This is a genomic window from Vibrio sp. S17_S38, from assembly GCF_014694375.1.
Taxonomy (GTDB): Bacteria; Pseudomonadota; Gammaproteobacteria; order Enterobacterales; family Vibrionaceae; genus Vibrio.
The window spans coordinates 1-17,118 of record NZ_JAAUWW010000025.1; the positions used below are offsets into that span (position 1 = coordinate 1).

The following is a 17,118-nucleotide window of genomic DNA, read 5'->3' on the forward strand; positions in this document are numbered from 1 at the left end:
GGGCTTAAACGCAGTTATAAAAAATGGCAGCCTGTTTAAAAGCTGCCATAGAAAAATAATATTAATACAATCGGTTATAGAGTGATCACTACTTCTGGCTCAGCCAAACGTGATTTAGGTAACTTGGCATTATAATCTTCAGATGAATTGTGATAACCAATCGCAAGTGTTACATGACACTCGTAGCCATCTAATTCGGCTGCAAACTCTTGACCAATCATTTCAGAATCGACACCTTCCATCGTAGTAGAATCAATGCCCAAACGAGCTAGAGTATGCAAGGTGTTACCTAAAGCAATGTAAGTTTGAGATTTGGTCCAATCATTATTGAAGCCTTGCTCATTGGTATTTAAATCGACGAATACAAATCCACCAAAAGCTTGTTGTTTATCTTCTGGCTTAGTTCGTCCATCGATGATGCCTTGATCGATTACTTTTTCATAATCAGCTTTGATATACTTCATTTTATGAGCAAATAAAATGATGTGTGAAGCTGCCGTTGCATGCGGTTGGTTAAATTGGAATTTATTTGCAAAGGTATTGTGGAAACGCTGTTTCGCTTGGTCTGATTCTAAAACAACGAATTTCCAAGGTTGAGAATTAATAGAAGATGGCGATAAACGCATTGCATCTTTTAATACTTGAATATCTTCAGCTGAAACTTTCTTGCTTGAGTCATAACGTTTGGCCGTGTAGCGGTTTGCAAGATCTTTAATAATTGGATGAGTCATAAGAAACCTTTTTAATGATGAATGGACAACGTTAGCGCTACCCGGATTTTTATTGAGTGTCGGGATTATATCTCTTTTCTTTTCATCACAGATCAAAACTTTTTTGAATGACTTTATCGAAAAATTTGATAATGATCGGGTGGTGTTTATGGCATGGTATTTGAGTGATATTTGACCGCTTAATCATCAATTTAGGTCTAATCACAAAAATTACGATAAAAGCGTACTACTCTAAATGTATGCAGTGCTACAGTGGTTTATAGCCTTTAACTGAGTAAGGATTGCTTATGTCGAAAAATTCGCATTCAACTGACTTGAACTCAACATCTCCGGCATCACTTTTCAATACCCTTGATGCTTCCAAGCTTTACAATTCGGCTGACCTTGAGCTGTTTCCTTGTAAATCAACCAAAGATATTCCACCGATTGATGAAATTGTGGGTCAAGAACGCGCCCAAAAAGCGGTTGAGTTTGCCATGTCGATTAAAGACAAAGGCTACAACATTTATGCATCGGGGCAAAACGGCTTAGGCAAACGCACTATGATTCTGCGTTACCTTAACCGCCATAAACCGGAAGATTTACAGCTATTTGACTGGTGTTATGTCGCCAATTTTGAAGATATTCGTAAGCCAAAAGTATTAAAGCTTCAATCAGGAGTGGGTAAGCCGTTTCGTCTCGATATTGAAAAATTACTTAGTAAATTAGTGAAAGCGTTACCGTTGGCGTTTGATAATGAAGTGTATTTTACTCGCTCAGAAAAGTTGAAAAATCAGTTAAATCAAAAACAACAAACGGCATTAGAAGAAATAACTAAAGAAGCAAAAGAAAAACGCGTTAGCCTTGCGGTGACCATGCAAGGTGATTACGAATTTATTGCGATGCTCGATGAAGAAAAGCTGCATAGCGAAGAAACGTTTGATGCATTGACGCGTAAAGAGCAAGATTATTTTCGCACCACGATTGATGCGCTAGAGTTCAAGCTTCGCGGTATGGTTCGCCAACTGACGGAATGGGAAGAAGCTTTTAGTGATAAGATCAAAAAGCTGAATGATGAAACGACATTAGAAGTGTTGGCTTATCAAATTAAAGCGTTAAAAGGCGTTTATGCAGCGTACCCTGAAATAAAGCAGCACTTATCAGATTTGCAGAAAGATATCGTCGAAAATGTTGAAATCTTCTTGCAAGAAAGTGATGAGCAAAATGAAATTGCCTCTGCATCTTTAGATGGCAAACTTCCGCGTCGTTATAGCATTAATGTATTGGTCAATCAGATTGATAATACTTTTCCAATTGTGGTGGAAGATAGCCCCAATTATCACAGCATTTTTGGCTGCGTTGAAACAGCAACCTATAAAGGCACCGTGTTTACGGATTTCTCATTGATCCGTTCTGGTAGTTTGCATAAAGCCAATGGCGGCGTGTTATTGATGGATGCGATTAAGGTTCTTGAACAGCCATATGTGTGGGATGGTATTAAACGGGCTTTACGAGCTCGTCAATTAAGCTTAACGTCGCTTGAAAAAGAGGTGACATTATCTGGTGCGGTATCACTTGATCCTGAAGCGATCCCGTTGGATGTCAAAATTATCTTATTTGGTGATTATCGAACCTATCAACTTTTGCAGCATTACGATCCAGAGTTTAGTGAGCTATTTAGAGTGACCGCAGACTTTGAAGATGAGATGACCCGAACCGTTGATGCTGAAATGCATTACGCACGATTTATCTCAAGCATAGTACGCGATAACGGCTTGCTGCATTGCGACAAAAAAGCCATTGCCAAGATTATTGAACATAGCTCGCGGATGTCGGGAAATCAGAATAAGTTATCGCTACATTCTGCCCATATCGCTAATTTATTGCGTGAATCTAATTACGTGGCTCGTGGTGCAAAATCAAACTTGATCCGAGCATCACATGTTGATCAAGCCTTAAGCAATCAAGAGCTACGCGTTAATCGGTTACAAGATAATGTGATGGAAACCTTCACAAATGGCACTACGTTAATAAAAACTGAAGGTTGTGCGGTGGGCGTGGTTAATGCGCTCTCTGTGTTATCAACGAGCGACCACATGTTTGGGGCTCCGAATCGTATTACAGCAACGACGGCTTATGGTGATGGGGATATCTTAGATATTGAACGTAATGTCGATTTAGGTGGCAGTATTCACTCGAAAGGTGTGATGATTCTATCGGCTTATCTTGCCTCAATTTTGGGTCGTAATGCCAAAATTCCGCTCACCACACATATTACCTTTGAGCAGTCTTATGGCGGCGTTGATGGAGACAGTGCCTCGATGGCAGAAGTGTGCGCGATTGTATCGGCGTATTCTAAATTGCCATTAAGACAAGATATTGCGATTACAGGCTCTATGAATCAGTTTGGTGAAGCACAGCCGATTGGTGGTGTGAATGAGAAGATCGAAGGCTTCTTTAATGTCTGTAAAATTAAAGGTCGTCGCTCAACACAAGGTGTGATCATTCCTCAATCGAATGTACATAATTTAATGTTATCCGCCGAAGTGCGACAAGCCGTGGCGAAAGGTGATTTTCATATTTGGGCAATTGAGCATGTGACCCAAGCGCTTGAAATATTTACCGGTGTTGAAGCTGGTGTAGTGGGTGATGATTTTACCTTTGGTACGGGCACTGTGTTTGGAATAACCCAAGTGAAGCTGAATGCATTGAGAAAATAATTAACTATTAAAATAATAATAAACGAACGGATACCCTGCCAGATTTAGCAGGGTATTTTTATAAAACGGCAATAAGTTACATAATGGTTTACCTTACCCCTGTAGTAAGCTTTATCATCCTTGTAAGAAATAAAAAGGAGAGAGTAATGGGATGTTGTAATCAAGCGCCAAATGGTGGTGGGGATGTTAAATTAGGCCTTAAAGTTTTCGGTATTATTGCAGTGATCGTTTTATTAATTGCTGTGATATTTGGTTGATTTACTTTAATTAAATTCTCGCTTATTCTGGATGAAATTAAAAAAACATTTTGTAGTCTTATCATGAAATAGCCGCTACAAAAAATATCAACACAAGGAGTGTGAATGAAGTTATATATAGGTAATCAAAATTATTCTAGCTGGTCATTACGTGGCTGGCTTATTTTCGCCCAAAATAATATACCAGTAGATGTGGTTAAATTAACTTTATTTACAGATGAGTTTTATCAATCATTACAAGCGGTTTCACCAGCTGCCAAAGTGCCAGCTCTGGTGGATAATGATGTCGCTATTTGGGATTCATTAGCAATTTTAGAATACATAAATGAAAGTGTTTTAGATGGGAAAGCTTGGCCACAAAACCAATCGTTACGTGGTAAAGCGCGTGCCCTTGCTTGTGAAATGCATTCAGGGTTCGGCGCGCTTCGAAACGAGCTGCCAATGAATTGTCGTGCAACTCGAAAAGTGGATTTGAGCGATTCTGCCCAAAAGGATATTGCACGAGTCGATGCCATGTGGTCTGAGCAAATGACGCAAAACCCAAATGCTTGGTTGTTTGGTGAGTGGTCGATAGCAGATGCTATGTACGCACCTTTGGCATTACGTTTTAAAACTTATCAAATTGAGTTGTCTGATCTTGCTCGGCAGTATCAACAAAAAGTACTTAAAAGTGAAGCCATTCAACAGTGGTTGGCAGAAGCAAGCTTAGAGAAGGATATTGTTGAAGAAGATGAAGCGGGCACGGATGTTTAAAGTAACGTAGCCTTAGTCGAAAAATACATCTTAGGCGCTTACATCTTGGCTGATTGCATCTTAGTTATTAAGGGCTAAAAAGGCTCAAGACATCAAATGATGCTTGAGCCTTTTACTATTTTCATTTGATTATTTTAAGATGGAACATTTTAATTAAAGAAATAACAGGTATCTTATCGAGGCAAACGTTAAGTAAACGTGAAGAAGAAAAGGCAGAAATAATGAGAGTATTAATTGTTGATGATACCCATAGCGTGGTTGAAACCATCATGGATTATCTTGAGCTTGAAGGCGTGGATACTGATTGTGCTTATAATGGTGAATCGGCAATTCAGTTAATCAAAGACAACCATTACGATGTGATTATTATGGATATTATGATGCCAAAACTTGATGGGATCAGCGCTGTAAAAATATTGCGTGATGAGCTTTATTGTAATATACCCATTTTATTTTTAACCGCTAAAGATACCCTTGATGATAAAGTTCAAGCATTTCATTCCGGCGGTGATGACTTTTTAAATAAACCCTTTGCGATGCAAGAATTGGTTTTGCGTTTAAATGCTTTACATAAACGAGGCCCAAGAATTGATGTTGGTCACTTGAGTTTTGCTGATTTAGAAATGGACTTACAAACCAATGAAATTACTCGCGAGAAGCAGGCAATCAAACTAAGCAAGATACAACGAACTATATTCAAATTATTATTGAAAAATGCGCCTGCAGCTGTCAGTAAAGAAGCAGTGATCTTAGAAATTTGGGGCGAAGATAGTCCTTCCAGTGATTCTTTACGCAGCCATATTTACGGCTTAAGAACGGCATTAGATAAAGGCTTTGAAACCTCCCGCTTAGAAACATTACACAGCCAAGGATATCGACTTAAAAATGACTAATGCCCCAACGTTATCCAGCCGAATTCGCCTGACATTTATCATTTTGACTAGTTTGATGTTCGCGCTATTTTGGGGATTAATTTATTTTGCTCAAGATCGATTAGAAGTGATCAGTTTAGAGCACCGCCTGACAACTGAAACACAAGAATATACGCATAATTATCGTAAATATGGTTTTAAAGCGGAGTTGCCCGATCCACAAGAGCTAGACACTTATTGGTCGAAAGAAGAAACGCCAGAATGGTTACTGCCTTATACTTCGCCAGGTTTTTTTGAAGAGCAATTAGGTAAAGAGGATAAGCACTTTTTAGTGACTAAACATCCATCAGGGCAAGGTTGGTTATATGTGGTTTATCAAGATGATGCTGATGATTACCTAGATAATTATGAAGATAACTTACATTTAATTACTTTTTTAGCTGGATCGATTTTTTTGATAGCAGTGATGGCTTATGGTTTATATTTTGTACGTTTACTTTCTACGCCTTTAATTCAAATTGAGCATAAAATTCGTTCAATGGCTCCAGATAAACCTAATTTTGAGGTAGACACCCGATATAAAGAAACCCGCAGCATTGAACAAACATTACTAGAAAATAAAGCAAAAATTGCATCGTATTTTCAGCGAGAACAAGAGTTTAGTCGTTTTTCATCCCATGAACTTAGAACACCGATAATGGTGATTAAAGGCTCAACGGATTTACTTAAAAAGCTGCCTGACCAATCTATAATGGCAAAGAAAGCGATTGCACGTTTAGATTATGCTGCAAATCAAATGCAAATATTGACGGAAGCCTTTTTATTACTCGGTAAGGAAGACATCGAGTCACACCATATTACTCATTCACAGCTATCAAGCCGAGTGACATGGGTGCTGGATAATATGACTCAGCATTTTGCGAAACAAGATGCTAGTTACCAGTTAAGTATTGACGGAGAAGCTCACATTACTGCTCCGCAAAGTTTTATCGATATTGTAGTCAGTAACTTAATCAAGAATGCGTTCAGTTACAGCATTGGTGATATTGTTATCGAACTTCACAGTGAAACCTTAACCATAACAAATCAACATGGCGGTCACGATATGCATAATGCAGGTTATGGTTGTGGCTTGGTCATTATTCAGCGCATTTGTGAGCGAATGGGATGGAAGTTGATGACACAAAACAATGAAACGGTTTTCTTAGCAAAAGTTGTGTTTTTGTCTAATGTCTCTCAGTAACCGTCGCGATGTTGTTACTGCAAATCAGTCGGTGTATACCCGTTTTTACTTGAACTGTAGTTTTATTCTTTTACAAATAGGAGTGAACTACGCTTGTTCACCTCGCCGTTAATTACTTTTGGTAGATAGGCTTACCAATTAAGTTTTTATTTATATTTTTAGAGTTTTCACAAAGTCTTCACGTTTGATCGAATAATCTAATGCCATACCAACAAGGACAAACGTTTTTGTTTGAGATAATTCGTTTAAATAATAGAAAGGTGAACACATGAAAAATACTATGACTATTTTAGCACTTGCAGCCGCGATTTCTGTTTCTGGTTCTGTAGCGGCAGAAGTGATTTCACCGGCACAGGCAACAAAAGCCACTACAACTCAAGGTGGATTCCAAGGCCCGAATAACGGTCACAAAATGATTGAAACCGTGGAATTAGCTAAAGATGCTCGCGATGATAATAAGGTCGTACTAACGGGACATATTAAGAGTTCATTAGGTAATGAGAAGTATATATTTGCTGATTCAACGGGTGAGATCACGGTTGAGATTGATAATGATAAATGGCATGGCCGTACAGTAACGACTGAAGATAACGTTATTTTACGAGGTGAAGTGGATAAAGATTGGAATGATCTCACTATCGATGTCGATAGCCTTGAAGTGCAGTAATTGTAAGCATGAGAGGCCGTAATATGAAAAAAATTATTTTAGTTTGTGTTCTAAGTTTGTTTACTTTGCCAGCGATGGCGGAAAATCATGTAACAACGGCTAATAGCTCACAAGCAATCCAAACGGCAAATAGCAAAGGTGGCTTCCAAGGGCCAACTAAATCAAAGCGTATTATGAAAGATGTGATCAGCGCAATGAATGCTAGTGACAACTCAGTGGTGGAGTTAACCGGTAACTTAACAATGTCATTGGGGGATGAGGATTATATTTTTCAAGACCCGACAGGCGAAGTTACCGTTGAGATTGATGATGATATTTGGTTTGGAAGAGTCGTTACACCGGAAATGAATATCGTGATCCGTGGTGAAGTAGAGAAAGATTGGAATGATATTTCTATTGATGTTGATAGTTTAGAAATCGTGAAATAAAAAATAACCCTGATGGCATTTATTCGCTATCAGGGTTTTTAGTCTTTGGATAAATTGTAGAGCTTAAGTACTTAAAATCTTGAGCAATTAAGCTCTTGAGCGAATGACATCCGAAAACACGACATGCAAATCACTCGATGTCGCATCATCATTTAAGTTTAAGTTAGCTCTAATATGCTGTAAATGGTGATCCATTAGGTGAAGAGCTTGCGTCTTATCACCCGATTCAATCGCATTTAATAAGTTTGTATGTTCATCTTGTGAACAATTACTGTTATTACTGCCTTCGTATTGAGCAATAAGCAAAGAGGTTTGTGAAACTAAGCTGCGTAAGAAATGCAGCAAAGGGGCATTTTTAGCCATTTTAGCCAGCTCAATATGGAACTCACCCGATAAGCGAATACCTTTACCCACATCATTATTAGCAATGGCTTCATTTTCACTAATGACTAAATTACGTAATACTTGTAACTGAACTTGGTTACAGTTTTCTGTTGCGAGTTCAGTTACTGCAAGTTCCGCTATTTCTCGAGCTTTTAATATTTGAACCGCTTCGTCAATAGTTGGCGCTGAAACAGTAGCGCCACGATTTGGTTTAATATCAACTACTTGCTCAAGAGATAGGCGTAAAAGGGCACGGCGAATAATCGTGCGGCTTACCCCAAATATTTCACTTAATGATTCTTCATTAAGCTTGGTATTGGGTGGTAGGCGCTGCTCCAAAATCGCATCAAAGATGTAGCAGTACACCACATCATCTTGAGTTTGATTATTGGCCTTTGCCTGAATTTTAGTATTAGATAGTTTAGTTAATTTAGTCATGGCCTAATCTGCTGATATTCCAAAAATAATATTGTACATTATAGACACTATTTTGCTTATGTATCTAATGAATACAGTTTTGCATGCAAAATACCTTCCAGTGCACACTTTTCGTCCAAATCAGATAAGTCACCGCTGATCCCAACTGCACCAATAACTTGATTGGTTTCTGTTTTGATCAGTAAACCACCCGGTACAGGAACGACATTACCTTGAGCCAATACATTAATGGCTGAAATAAACGCCGGACGAATTTCCGCATCTTGTGCGAGTTTTCTCGATGAGCATCCTAATGCTAATGCTCCCCATGCTTTTGCTGTGGCAATATCAGGCCGTAACATGCTTGAGCCATCTTGCCGTTGTAGGGAAACCAGTTTGCCACCACTGTCTAATACAGCCACAGTGAGTGGGGCAGTTTTTAATGTAATACCAGCCTCAAATGCGCCTTGAGTGATATTTAAAGCCTGTTGTAGTGTCAAACTCATATTAGGATCCTTCATTGTTATAAGGGTTAAACCGCTCATATTGAAACGGCTTAACCCAATTCCATTAACAAAGAAGTGAATAGCTCGGTAGAGTCAAGAACTCTGCAAAATCGTCTTGGGTCGATAGCGTATCGAACATCTTGGCCGTTTCTTCAAATCGTCCTTGAGCATAACGTTGCTCGCCAACTTCTTGTTTAATCGTGATTAGTTCTTCAGCCAACAGAGAGCGGAAATACGCTTCTGTTACAACTTGGCCATCATCAAGTTTCACGCCGTGTTTGATCCATTGCCAAATTCCAGCGCGTGAGATTTCTGCGGTCGCGGCATCTTCCATCAAACCATAAATCGGGACGCAACCTACGCCGCCGATCCAAGCTTCAATGTAATACAACGCGATGCGAATATTTTTGCGTAAGCCTTCTTCATTGCGAGGCCCAGTGCAAGGTTCTAACAGTTGCTGCGCGGTGATTTCACCCACATAGCTGCTGTCGTAATCGATTTGGTTTATATTGCCATTTAATTTCTTCTCAAAAATGTCCATCACAATTTCGACAAGTTTTGGATGGGCAACCCAACCACCATCGTGCCCATTAGAGGATTCACGATCTTTATCATCTTCTACTTTAGCTCTAACTTGTGCCATGACCTCAGGATCAGCGTTTGGAATAAAGGCTGACATACCACCCATAGCAAGTGCGCCACGAGCATGACAAGTCTTCACTAATAGTTGGCTATAAGCGTTTAAGAACGGCTTATCCATTCCAATGCTATGGCGATCAGGCAGGATGCGATCTTTATGATTTTTTAGCGTTTTAATGTAGCTAAAAATATAATCCCAACGTCCGCAGTTCATGGCGACAATATGTTCACGCATGACGTACAGCATCTCTTCCATTTGGAATACTGCTGGTAGGGTCTCAATTAATACCGTTGCTTTGATCGTGCCGCGTTCTACTGAGAAATAATCTTCAGTGAAACTAAACACATCATCCCACCATTTAGCTTCTTCCATACTTTCTAGTTTTGGAATGTAGTAATACACGCCATCGCCTTTTTGAGCGCGAGTTTGGTAGTTATGGAAGAAGTACAATGCGAAGTCCATTAAACAACCTGCAATTGGCTTTCCATTATATTGGATGTGTTTTTCTGGAAGATGTAGGCCTCGAGGACGAGCCAATAGTTGTGCAGGGTTACTGACTAAATCGTAACTTTTACCTTTCTTTTCATCGAAGTAACTTATCGTGCCAGCATTGGCATCTTTTAAGTTTACTTGTCCGTCAATCATGTTCTCCCAAGTAGGAGCAGAAGCATCCTCAAAGCAGCACATGAATATTTTTGCGCCAGAGTTGAGGGCGTTGATCACCATTTTACGATCAACTGGACCGGTAATTTCAACGCGACGATCTTGCAAAACTGCAGGGATCGGGGCGACTTTCCAGCTTTTATCTTGTCGAATATGCTGTGTATCAGATCGAAAGTCAGGTAGTTCACCACCATCAAATTGAGCTTGACGTTGACGACGCAATGCCATGACTTCATCTAATGGCGCGCTAAATTTGGTGACTAATGCATCCAAAAAATCTACCGCAGATGGAGAAAGAATCGCTTGTTGCTGTGCGCTTTGTAGTGTGCCGATCACTGTTATTGCATGTGTTTGATTGGTTGCCGCTTCTTGTTCACGTTCCTGTGTCTTGTGCATAATTGTCTCCTTTATGTACATAGGAATGAGTGTTATTGTGTACATTAATGTTTTATATTTTTAATATGTATATCTCTTTTTTAGCATTAAATCAAAATATATTTAACGTAATGTGATCATTGCCCAAGCCTTTAAAGCTACAGTCCTGCAAGTATTTTATCTTTAAAAATAGCAACTTAATTACAAAATATCACATTGTATACAATTAATTTGTTTTTTTATTTGCCAGTTTGCCCGATCTCTGCCTAAACTAAGTCATGTATTTTTTATTGTATACAATCTTAATTAAAAGGATTTAGATTATGGCGAAGATGAAAGCAATTGAAGCAGCAGTTGAAGTATTAAAGCGTGAAGGCGTTGATATTGCCTTTGGTGTACCGGGGGCGGCAATTAATCCATTTTATGCCGCGATGAAAAAAATAGGTGGTATTGACCATGTATTAGCTCGTCACGTTGAAGGTGCTTCACACATGGCAGAAGGTTATACGCGTACCAATGATAAAAACATTGGTGTGTGTATTGGTACTTCTGGTCCTGCGGGCACGGATATGATCACGGGCTTATATTCTGCTTCTGCGGATTCTATTCCAATTCTTTGTATTACCGGTCAAGCACCGCGCGCACGTTTGCATAAAGAAGATTTCCAAGCGGTCGATATCGAATCTATTGCTAAACCAGTGACTAAGTGGGCAACGACGGTTTTAGAGCCAGCTCTAGTGCCACGAGTATTCCAACAAGCTTTCCATATTATGCGATCTGGCCGTCCTGGTCCGGTTCTTATCGATTTACCAATTGATGTTCAGTTAGCTGAAATTGAATTTGATATTGATACCTATGAACCACTTGAACCATACCAACCAAGTGCGACTCGCGCTCAAGTTGAAAAAGCATTAACCATGCTGACTCAATCAGAAAAACCACTCATCGTTTCTGGCGGTGGCGTTATTAATGCTGGCGCGAGTGCTGAGCTACAAGAATTAGCTGAGCTGTTAAATGTTCCTGTTATTCCAACATTAATGGGTTGGGGCACCATCCCAGATAACCATGAATTAATGGCAGGTATGGTTGGGCTTCAAACTTCTCATCGTTACGGCAATGCAACCATGCTGGCATCAGACTTTGTACTAGGTATTGGTAACCGTTGGGCGAATCGTCACACCGGTTCTGTTGAAGTGTATACCGAAGGCCGTAAGTTTGTGCATGTGGATATTGAACCGACTCAAATTGGTCGTGTGTTCTGCCCTGATCTTGGCATCGTATCGGATGCAAAATCTGCATTAACCTTATTCATTGAAGTTGCTAAAGAAATGAAAGCGGCGGGTCAGCTTAAAAATACAAGTTCATGGGTAAGTGAGTGTATTGAACGTAAATCGAGCATGTTACGTAAAACACACTTTGAAGAAGTACCAATGAAACCAATGCGTGTTTATGAAGAAATGAACCGTGCATTTGGTGAAGATACTTGTTATGTCAGCACCATCGGTTTGTCTCAAATCGCCGCAGCGCAATTCTTGCATGTTTATAAACCGCGTCATTGGATCAACTGTGGTCAAGCGGGTCCATTGGGTTGGACTATCTCTGCGGCATTAGGGGTACGCGCTGCCGATCCAAAACGTCCGATTGTGGCGATTTCAGGTGACTATGATTTCCAATTTATGATTGAAGAGTTAGCCGTTGGCGCGCAATTCAATCTTCCTTATATCCACGTTGTAGTGAACAACTCTTACCTTGGTTTGATTCGCCAAGCACAACGTCAATTTGATATTGATTATTGTGTTCAGCTTGCATTTGAAAACCAAAACGCACCAGAAATGGAAGGTTATGGCGTTGATCATGTGGCAGTGGTTGAAGGTTTAGGTTGTAAAGCGATTCGTGTTCGTAAGCCAGAAGATGCAGCAGCAGCATTTGAAAAAGCGAAAGAACTAATGGCGAAACACCGAGTACCAGTTGTCGTTGAGTTCATTTTAGAGCGTGTAACTAATATTGCGATGGGTGTTGAAATTACCGGTGTAAATGAATTTGAAAGCCTAGCCGAAGGCAGTGATGATGCGCCAACTGCGATTACTTTTAATCAGTAGTTTTCAGCCAGTTTTTTGAAGCAATTGTTTTAAAGCAACAGTTTTCAAGCAATAGTTTTTAATGGATCAGTTCTTATTTTATTTATCGAGTCAGCCGTAAGATTGGCTCGATGAAAAATAAGCATAAAGAAAGGAGAGCATTATGCCTAAATTCGCAGCAAACCTATCGATGTTGTTTACCGAAGTCGATTTCTTGCAACGTTTTGGTCAAGCAGCAGATGCTGGTTTTCAAGGTGTGGAATATCTATTCCCTTATGACTTTGAAGCGACAACGATTAAAAATGTCTTAGATACAAACAATTTAACTCAAGTTCTGTTTAATTTACCTGCGGGTGATTGGCTTGGCGGCGATCGTGGCATTGCCGTTGACCCAAAACGAGTTGAAGAGTTTCAACATGGTGTGACCAAAGCGATCCAATACGCCAAAGTGCTTGAATGTAATCAAGTGAATTGTTTGGCTGGAATCGTGCCAGATGGCGTGAGTCCTGAACAAGCGGAACAAACCTTTGTATCCAATTTACGTTTTGCGGCGCAAGCATTAAAAGAAAATGGCATTAGTTTGATTATTGAAGCGATCAATACTCGCGATATTCCGGGCTTTTTCCTCAATAACACCAAGCAAGCGTTGGATATTATTGCCAAAGTTGGCAGTGACAATCTTAACTTCCAATACGACATTTACCATATGCAAATTATGGAAGGGGATCTTGCGCCAACACTCAGTGAGCATATTGGTCAGATTCAGCATGTGCAGTTAGCGGATAACCCAGGACGAAATGAGCCAGGAACCGGAGAGATTAACTATCCATTTTTGTTTAATCATCTTGATTCGATTGGCTATCAAGGTTGGATTGGTTGTGAATACAAACCGAAGACGACTACGCACGAAGGATTACGCTGGATGGATAATTTAGCGGTGTGATAAATCGCTTAAAGGCATTTCAAGTTTATAAAATTAAAGAATTAAGGACCAAATTATGACAACTTCAACAATTGCATTTATCGGTACGGGCATCATGGGTAAACCGATGGCGATCAATTTACAAAAAGCAGGTTACTCGATTGTGGTAACGGATCACTTTGTTGCGCCACCGCAAGAGTTGGTTGACGGCGGAGCAACGGTTGTTCATAGCGGTAAGGAAGCGGCACAAGCCGCTGACATCATTATCACTATGGTGCCAAATACACCAGATGTAGCGGATGCTCTGTTTGGTGACAAAGGTATTGCCGAAGGTTTATCGGCTGGCAAACTTGTGATCGACATGAGCTCAATCGCACCGATTGAAACACAAGAGTTCGCAAAACAAATTAAAGAAGCTGGCGCACAATATTTAGATGCACCGGTTTCTGGTGGTGAAGTTGGCGCAATCAATGCCACTCTAACGATTATGGTGGGTGGTGATGAATCGGCGTTTGAACAAGCGAAACCATTGTTTGAAATAATGGGTAAAAACATTACTTTAGTCGGTGATAATGGCGCTGGGCAAATATGTAAAGTTGCCAACCAAATCATTGTGGCATTGAATATTGAAGCCGTATCTGAAGCGTTAGTTTTTGCTTCAAAAGCAGGCGCGGATCCTGCGCGTGTTCGTGATGCGTTAATGGGCGGATTCGCCAACTCTAAAGTACTTGAAGTACACGGTGAGCGTATGGTTAAAGGTACGTTTGATCCTGGCTTTAGAATTTCATTGCATCAAAAAGATCTTAACTTGGCCTTAACGGGTGCAAAACAGTTAGGTCTTGAATTACCTAATACAGCAAGAACCCAAGAGTTGTTTGGTGATTGTGCAGAAATGGATGGTTCTAACTGGGATCACTCAGCATTGATCAAAGCAATTGAAAAGCTAGGTAATCATAATATTCGAGGTGAATAAGTAGATTTATTTATTCTATTATTTTAGATAACTGCTTTTTTATTTTTAATATTTCTAGTTTAGAAATAGCAGGTTATTAGTCATGTACTGGACTGTCACTTTGGTCTGTTTGGGAGCATATCAAGGTGATCACTAATAACTTGTTTTAACGCACGGTTTCGTCTCCTTTGAGTGCGCCCGAGTAACTAGGTTAGCGGTAAATATGCTTATAATTTATAAGCGAATGAACGGAATTTGTGTGCTTCCTTTCATATTTATCATACTGGTTATCTCGGGATTTTTTGCGTATTCCTTTTAAAAAAGAAAGAGTTTGTATAGATGCATATAGCAAAAACTTGAGAAAAATAAGGCTTTTTTTGTCAGCTATGTTAAAACATCTCACAGTGTACATTGAAATAGTTAACTAGTGAGGAATAGATAGTGGCAAAAGTACGAGAGCGTAATCAACATGCCATTATAGAAGCGGCTAGCCAGCACTTTGCCAAATACGGTTATGCTGCCACTAAAGTTGCCGACATTGCTAAAGAAGCGAATATTCCAAAGCCCAATATCTACTATTACTACACCTCAAAAGATAACTTGTATCGCGCGGTATTGGAAAGCGTAACAGCACCACTTCTTAAATCCTCGTTACCTATTCAAGTGCTTGATGATCCTAAAGAAGCGTTGACAGAATACATCAAAACCAAATTAATTATTTCATGCGATCATGCTCATGCCTCCAAAGTATTTGCCAATGAAGTGATGTCTGGTGGCACGTCTTTACCGAAAGATATTGAAGATGCATTACAGCAGCAATCTGAAATGATTCTAGCCAAATTTAATTCATGGATGGATCAAGGCTTAATGGAAACGGTATCTGCCCATCACCTTATGTTTACCATTTGGGCAGCGACGCAAACTTATGCCGATTTCGGTTGGCAGATCTGTCGTGTGCTAGATAAAAAGAAGTTATCTCGACAAGACTACGATGAAGCGGCTGAATTTCTGACCACCATGATTTTAAAGGGGTGTGGTGTTAAGAGTTGATCTATAAAGATTGGCTTATTAAGTATTCATCCTCAGTATTCTTACTGCTACTAGCATTCCTAAAATACATATTAACTATCCACTAATGTCATTTCAGTCATATCCTATCTGGCGCTATTATGCAGACTTCTTATTTCGTAATTGAACTGTCTCAATTGAAAACTCAGTTGAAAAAAGGTAAGCATAAATGTCTGCATTATTTAACTCATTCGCATTAAAAGATGTTGTCCTCAAAAACCGTATCGCTATTCCGCCGATGTGCCAATACAGCGCAGAAGATGGCGTTGCTAATCAATGGCATGATATTCATTACGCTGGTCTTGCGCGAGGTGGAGCAAGTTTAGTTATTCTTGAAGCTACCGCAGTGTCACCAGAAGGACGAATCAGTCCAAATTGTTTAGGTATTTGGAATGATGAACAAGCCATTGCCTTAGCTAAAATTGCAAAAAGTATTAAAGATAATGGCAGTGTTGCGGGGATTCAAATTGCGCATGCGGGCCGCAAAGCCAGCGCCAATCGTCCGTGGGATGGTGATGATCATATTGCTAACGATCAACCGAAAGGCTGGCAGACCATTGCGCCTTCTGCAATTGCATTCGGTGGTGGAAATTTAGAAAAAGTCCCAACAGAAATGAGTATTGCCGATATTGAACGTGTCAAACAAGATTTTGTTGATGGTGCTAAACGTGCGCTTGATGCTGGTTTTGAATGGCTAGAGTTACATTTTGCTCATGGTTATTTGGCGCAAAGTTTTTTCTCGGCGCATTCGAACCAACGCACCGATCAATACGGTGGAAGTGCTGAAAATCGTGGTCGATTCTTATTGGAAACCTTTGCGGCAGTTCGTGCCGTATGGCCAGAAAATCTACCATTAACGATTCGTTTTGGTGTACTTGAATTTGATGGTCGTGATGAAGAAACCTTGCAAGAATCGATCGCACTATTGAGCCAAATGAAAGAACAAGGTTTGGATATGGTGAGTGTGAGTGTTGGATTTTCAACACCAACCGCACAAGTTCCGTGGGGACCTGCATTCTTAGCTCCAATCTCTGAACGCGTGCGTAAAGAAACCGGCTTGCCAGTGGCATCTGCATGGGGAATTGATAAACCAGAAGATGCTAACCGAGTGGTAGAAGAAGATCAGATGGATGTGGTGATGATTGGTAAAGCGTATTTAGCTGATCCGCATTACACCTATCGTTTAGCCAAAGCGTTGAATGTTGATAAGCCATCATGGATCTTGCCCGCGCCATATGCACATTGGTTAGAGCGCTATTAATTAGGCGCTATTCATTAATGAACTATTCGTTAGCTAAAGCGTTTTAGCCTTCATCATTGTTAATTTAAATCCAGTGCTTGTACGACGAGCGCTGGATTTTTTATATTTTCACTTTTCACTTTTCACTTTTCACTTTTCACTTTTCACTTTTCACTTTTCACTTTTCACTTTTCACTTTTCAAGTTGAAGTTGAAGTTGAAGT

15 protein-coding genes are annotated in these 17,118 nt (G+C 39.9%); 11 read left to right on the forward strand and 4 right to left on the reverse strand.

Annotation, left to right across the window (positions count from 1 at the left end):
- Nucleotides 1-74: 74 nt before the first annotated feature.
- Nucleotides 75-731: a nitroreductase family protein gene (locus HC725_RS15250; protein WP_190332733.1), complete on the reverse strand. Its 657-nt coding sequence runs from the start codon at nt 729-731 to the stop codon at nt 75-77.
- A gap of 287 nt (nt 732-1,018) precedes the next feature.
- On the opposite strand from HC725_RS15250, the gene HC725_RS15255 reads away from it, so the two are divergent.
- From HC725_RS15255 to HC725_RS15280, 6 genes are all read left to right on the forward strand, one after another.
- The gene (locus HC725_RS15255; RefSeq protein ID WP_190332734.1) at nt 1,019-3,430 is read left to right on the forward strand and encodes a Lon protease family protein; all 2,412 of its coding nucleotides are present in this window, start codon (nt 1,019-1,021) and stop codon (nt 3,428-3,430) included.
- A gap of 362 nt (nt 3,431-3,792) precedes the next feature.
- Entirely contained in the window at nt 3,793-4,440 is a 648-nt protein-coding gene (locus tag HC725_RS15260; RefSeq protein WP_190332735.1) for a glutathione S-transferase family protein, read from the forward strand.
- Nucleotides 4,441-4,661: 221 nt separating this feature from the next.
- A complete protein-coding gene (locus HC725_RS15265; protein WP_190332736.1) occupies nt 4,662-5,333 on the forward strand; it encodes a response regulator transcription factor in 672 nt (223 codons plus the stop codon).
- On the forward strand, nt 5,326-6,555 hold the full coding sequence (locus HC725_RS15270) for a sensor histidine kinase (protein WP_190332737.1): 1,230 nt from the start codon (nt 5,326-5,328) through the stop codon (nt 6,553-6,555). The genes HC725_RS15265 and HC725_RS15270 overlap by 8 nt, the downstream gene beginning before the upstream one ends.
- 268 nt (nt 6,556-6,823) lie before the next feature.
- On the forward strand, nt 6,824-7,222 hold the full coding sequence (locus HC725_RS15275) for a YgiW/YdeI family stress tolerance OB fold protein (protein WP_190332738.1): 399 nt from the start codon (nt 6,824-6,826) through the stop codon (nt 7,220-7,222).
- 23 nt (nt 7,223-7,245) lie between these two features.
- Entirely contained in the window at nt 7,246-7,650 is a 405-nt protein-coding gene (locus tag HC725_RS15280) for a YgiW/YdeI family stress tolerance OB fold protein (RefSeq protein WP_238928538.1), read from the forward strand.
- Nucleotides 7,651-7,737: 87 nt separating this feature from the next.
- Here HC725_RS15280 and HC725_RS15285 read toward each other — a convergent pair whose 3' ends face one another.
- The 3 genes from HC725_RS15285 to aceB form a co-directional block, all read right to left on the reverse strand.
- The gene (locus tag HC725_RS15285; RefSeq protein WP_190332740.1) at nt 7,738-8,472 is read right to left on the reverse strand and encodes a GntR family transcriptional regulator; all 735 of its coding nucleotides are present in this window, start codon (nt 8,470-8,472) and stop codon (nt 7,738-7,740) included.
- A 56-nt stretch (nt 8,473-8,528) separates the two neighbouring features.
- Nucleotides 8,529-8,957, reverse strand: a complete 429-nt coding sequence (locus HC725_RS15290) for a GlcG/HbpS family heme-binding protein (protein ID WP_190332741.1) — start codon at nt 8,955-8,957, stop codon at nt 8,529-8,531.
- Nucleotides 8,958-9,021: 64 nt separating this feature from the next.
- Nucleotides 9,022-10,659, reverse strand: a complete 1,638-nt coding sequence (gene aceB, locus HC725_RS15295; RefSeq protein WP_446751378.1) for a malate synthase A — start codon at nt 10,657-10,659, stop codon at nt 9,022-9,024.
- Between the two features lie 299 nt (nt 10,660-10,958).
- On the opposite strand from aceB, the gene gcl reads away from it, so the two are divergent.
- The 5 genes from gcl (at nt 10,959) to HC725_RS15320 (ending at nt 16,916) form a co-directional block, all read left to right on the forward strand.
- Nucleotides 10,959-12,734, forward strand: a complete 1,776-nt coding sequence (gene gcl, locus HC725_RS15300) for a glyoxylate carboligase (protein WP_190332743.1) — start codon at nt 10,959-10,961, stop codon at nt 12,732-12,734.
- A 142-nt stretch (nt 12,735-12,876) separates the two neighbouring features.
- Nucleotides 12,877-13,656, forward strand: coding sequence for a hydroxypyruvate isomerase (gene hyi / locus HC725_RS15305; protein WP_190332744.1), 780 nt, complete (start codon nt 12,877-12,879; stop codon nt 13,654-13,656).
- A gap of 55 nt (nt 13,657-13,711) precedes the next feature.
- Nucleotides 13,712-14,608 carry a 2-hydroxy-3-oxopropionate reductase gene (locus tag HC725_RS15310; protein WP_190332745.1) on the forward strand — a complete coding sequence of 299 codons (897 nt, stop codon included), beginning with the start codon at nt 13,712-13,714 and terminating at the stop codon, nt 14,606-14,608.
- 420 nt (nt 14,609-15,028) lie between these two features.
- The gene (locus HC725_RS15315; protein ID WP_190332746.1) at nt 15,029-15,637 is read left to right on the forward strand and encodes a TetR family transcriptional regulator C-terminal domain-containing protein; all 609 of its coding nucleotides are present in this window, start codon (nt 15,029-15,031) and stop codon (nt 15,635-15,637) included.
- A 187-nt stretch (nt 15,638-15,824) separates the two neighbouring features.
- Nucleotides 15,825-16,916: an NADH:flavin oxidoreductase/NADH oxidase gene (locus tag HC725_RS15320; protein WP_190332747.1), complete on the forward strand. Its 1,092-nt coding sequence runs from the start codon at nt 15,825-15,827 to the stop codon at nt 16,914-16,916.
- Nucleotides 16,917-17,118: the final 202 nt, after the last annotated feature.